The organism is Pseudogracilibacillus amylolyticus (SeqCode), assembly GCF_051918545.1.
In the GTDB taxonomy this organism is placed as follows: domain Bacteria; phylum Bacillota; class Bacilli; order Bacillales; family Amphibacillaceae; genus Pseudogracilibacillus.
This window is the reverse complement of sequence record NZ_JBPPZG010000287.1, coordinates 1-3,873: the sequence shown is the minus strand read 5'-3', so window position 1 is coordinate 3,873 and position 3,873 is coordinate 1. Positions and strand designations below refer to the sequence as shown.

3 protein-coding genes are annotated in these 3,873 nt (G+C 33.7%); all 3 read left to right on the top strand.

Annotated features, from left to right (window positions below):
* Window positions 1-589: 589 nt before the first annotated feature.
* On the top strand, window positions 590-1,285 hold the full coding sequence (locus ACPYKA_RS19595) for a response regulator transcription factor (protein ID WP_479543878.1): 696 nt from the start codon (window positions 590-592) through the stop codon (window positions 1,283-1,285).
* Entirely contained in the window at window positions 1,282-2,658 is a 1,377-nt protein-coding gene (pnpS, locus tag ACPYKA_RS19590) for a two-component system histidine kinase PnpS (protein WP_479543877.1), read from the top strand. Before ACPYKA_RS19595 ends, pnpS begins: the two co-directional genes overlap by 4 nt.
* A gap of 430 nt (window positions 2,659-3,088) precedes the next feature.
* A partial coding sequence (locus tag ACPYKA_RS19585) for a 5'-3' exonuclease (RefSeq protein ID WP_479543876.1) occupies window positions 3,089-3,873 on the top strand: 785 nt, incomplete at its 3' end.

Genomic DNA, 3,873 nt, shown 5'->3' with positions numbered 1-3,873 from the left:
ATATAAATTGAACCGCCGTATACGGAACCGTATGTACGGTGGTGTGAGAGGGGCGGAAAATTAATTTTCCCCTCTACTCGATTTCCTGGGATTCAGTAGGGGTTGCGTTATGTGATTCGTTTGTTTGATTACGATTTTGTACGTGGTTAAATCCGGAATTGTGTGGTTAAAATCTATTTCTTGTGGTTAAATTCCGAATTGGCTGGATAAAGCAAATCCTCGTGGTTAAATTCTATTTTTCGTGGTTAAATTCTATTTTTCGTGGTTAATTTCCGAATTAGCTGGATAAAGCATCTCTCCGTGGTTAATTCTCAAATTTCGTGGTTAAACTCTATTTCCCGTGGTTAAATCCTGAATTAGCTGGTTAAAACCTAATTTAGCTGGATAAATCTTATCTTCATAGTTAACATAAGAGTGTTGTAGTTAAAATATGCCGGAATTTACATTGTTTATATTATTATCTAAAAGCAAGATATTAAAACTGGATTGTAAAATATTTGTATATTTTTTTAAATATTTTTCACTTTTATCGAACTTCATTGTAAAATAGAAGTAGATATACCTAAAACTATAGAAGAGAGGGTATTTTGTGGAGCGAACAATATTAATTGTAGAAGATGAGCCATCTATTGTTACATTAATAAAATATAATTTAGAAAAAGCAGGTTTCCTTACAGATGTCGTTTATAATGGAGAAGATGCAATTAAAAAAATAGAGAAGTCAACATTTGATTTAATTGTATTAGATTTAATGCTTCCGAAGATGGATGGTATGGAAGTTTGTAAAACGATCCGAAAAAATAATAATTACATTCCGATACTTATGCTAACTGCTAAAGATGATGAATATGATAAAATTTATGGGCTTGAAATGGGTGCCGATGATTATTTAACAAAACCATTTATTCCCAAAGAGCTTATTGCTAGGATCAATGCAATTCTTAGAAGAACTGAACAAAGATCTGAAAATGTAGCACCACTCGTACTTGAAGTTGGTGATATAAAAGTCCATCCAGATAGATTCGAGGCCTTTTTTAAAGGAGATCCTCTGGAATTAACGAGAAAGGAATTTGAACTGCTCGTTTACTTAATTCAACATAAAGGACAGATTCTTTCAAGGGAGCAACTTCTTAGCTCAGTTTGGGAGTATGATTTTGTGGGTGATACACGGATTGTGGACGTTCAAGTTAGTCATTTACGTGATAAATTTGAAACTGATTCCAAAAATCCAACATATATTAAAACTGTTCGCGGGTTTGGCTATAAATTGGAGGATCCAACATGAACAAAATGTTGTCAAAAAAAGTGATTGGTTATACACTCACTTTATTATTAATTTTAATTATTTCCGGGGTAGCTTTGTTTCAAATAGTTACTAATTTGTATGTTTTGTTAGCTGTATTAGTAATTCAATTTATCGTATTATTATTGCTTTTGTTTCATTTTTTTGATAGATATGTTAAGCCGATTGACAAAGTTACGGAAACGATGGACAAGCTTTTAAAAGGAAATTATCATTCAAGAATTCATCAACCCATGACAGGTTCAATTGGAGAATTAAGCACAAAAATTAACTCACTTGCCAGAAGTTTAAGTGAACTTACAATTTCGGAACAAATTCAAGCAGAACAATTATCTACTGTTATTGAAAATTCCGAGAGCGGACTTGTATTGATTGATGAGAAAGGTTACATACATGTAGTGAATAGAAAATTTATCTCTATGTTTGGTAAAACCCCACATGATTATATTGGTTATTTATATTATGATGTGCTAGAAAATGAACAAATTCATCATACTGTACAAGAAACTTTTCTTTATGAAAGACATGTTAAACATTTATTTTCATTATCTAAAAATGATGAAAAAATTTACTTAGAAATTGTAGGAGCTCCCATTTTTAATGAAAGAAATATGTTAAGAGGGGCAGTACTTGTTATTTATGACATTACAGAGTTTAAGAACGTTGAGGTTATGCGTAAAGACTTTGTTGCTAACGTGTCTCATGAGTTAAAAACTCCAATTACGTCAATAAAAGGTTTTGCAGAAACATTACTCGATGGTGCAGAAAATGACCCCGAGGCTCGAAAGCAATTTTTACAGATCATTTTTGACGAAAGTAAACGAATTCAGTATTTGATCGATGATTTATTAATATTATCAAAACTGGAAAAAGATGAATCAAACATTAATGTTGGTCCTGTTGAGGTAGGGTTTGTGCTTGATGAGGTTCTGCCAGTTATCAATCCACATGCGGAGCAGAAGAATATTGATATTCAAGTTGATGCTGACGAGGAACTTATTTTCGAGGCAGACGAAGAAAAGATTAAACAAATATTGTTAAACTTACTAACAAATGCTATTAGCTATACTCCGGAAAAAGGCACTATCTCGCTGGCAATAAAAGATAGTGGGGAAAATGTTTGTTTCCAGGTGAAAGATACAGGAATTGGAATTAGTAAAGAAGCTCTACCTCGAATATTTGAACGTTTTTATCGAGTGGATAAGGATAGAAGTAGAGATACTGGTGGAACAGGATTGGGGCTTGCGATTGTAAAGCATATTGTCGAAGTACATCATGGTGAAATTAAAGTGGAAAGTGAATTAGGAGAAGGAACAACTTTCAATGTATTTATTCCAAAAGAACAAGCAGAGTAGCTTTAATGAAGTATCCTCTTTTATTTGAAGAGGGTGCTTTTTTATTGTTCTGTGTCTGACCTGTATTAAGCTGTTCTAGCTTCTGTCAGCGCCTGTCGGCTTGCCAATCAGTGAGTATCATCTATTCGCATGTAAGCATTCGCTTACCTGCATAAGTGCAACATCACCTCTGCCTACGTCTAACGACTTGGTAATAAAAAATCTGCTTGATTTTTTTATTACATAAGTGTAACTATACTTCTAGCTTCGCCAAGGCTTGCAATCAGCAAGTTTACTTTATCAATCGGTGTGTTTGCTTTTCGCATTGTAAGCAAGTTAGTGAACTTGCTTACCTGCATTAAGCTGTTCTAGCTTTTGTCTGCGCCTGTCGGCTTGCCAATTAGCAAGAACAATCTATATAATAAAGGGGAAGGATTTAGGAGGCGGTGTAATGAGTAAAAAATTAGTTTTAATTGATGGGAATAGTGTTTTATTTCGCGCTTTTTATGCCTTACCATTACTACACAATGATAAAGGTGTTTATACGAATGCGATTTACGGTTTTACAAATATTTTATTAAATATTTTAGAGACGGAAAAGCCAAGTCATATGCTTGTTGCTTTTGATGCGGGAAAAACAACATTTAGACATTCGACTTATAAAGAGTATAAAGGTGGGAGACAAAAAACTCCTCCAGAATTATCGGAGCAGTTTCCATTAACGCGAGAATTGTTAGATGCATTTAAAATTCCTCACTATGAACTTGATATGTATGAGGCTGATGATATTATTGGGACATTAGCGGATAAAGGGGAAAAAGAGGGTTGGGAAGTTAAGGTTATTTCTGGTGACCAAGACCTACTCCAGCTTGTTTCCGATCATGTGACAGTAGATGTTACGAAAAAAGGTGTTAGTGATGTGGAAACTTATACTCCAAAAAGTATGGTAGAAAAAATGGAACTAAACCCGGATCAGATTATTGATTTAAAAGCATTAATGGGCGATAGTTCTGATAATATACCGGGAGTTCCTGGTATCGGGATAAAAACAGCAACGAGGTTATTAAAACAATATCAAACATTGGACAATATTTATGATAATATTGATGAAATTACGGCTAAGAAATTAAAAGAAAACTTGGTCACATATAAAGAAGATGCATTTATGAGTCGTGATTTAGCCACGATTAATCAGGACTCCCCAATTACAATTTCGCTTCAAGACTTAGATTATAC

What these genes read in the sequence shown, in the direction of transcription:
- pnpS (WP_479543877.1), top strand. Translation starts at nt 1,282, where the DNA reads ATGAACAAAATGTTGTCAAAAAAAGTGATTGGTTATACACTCACTTTA.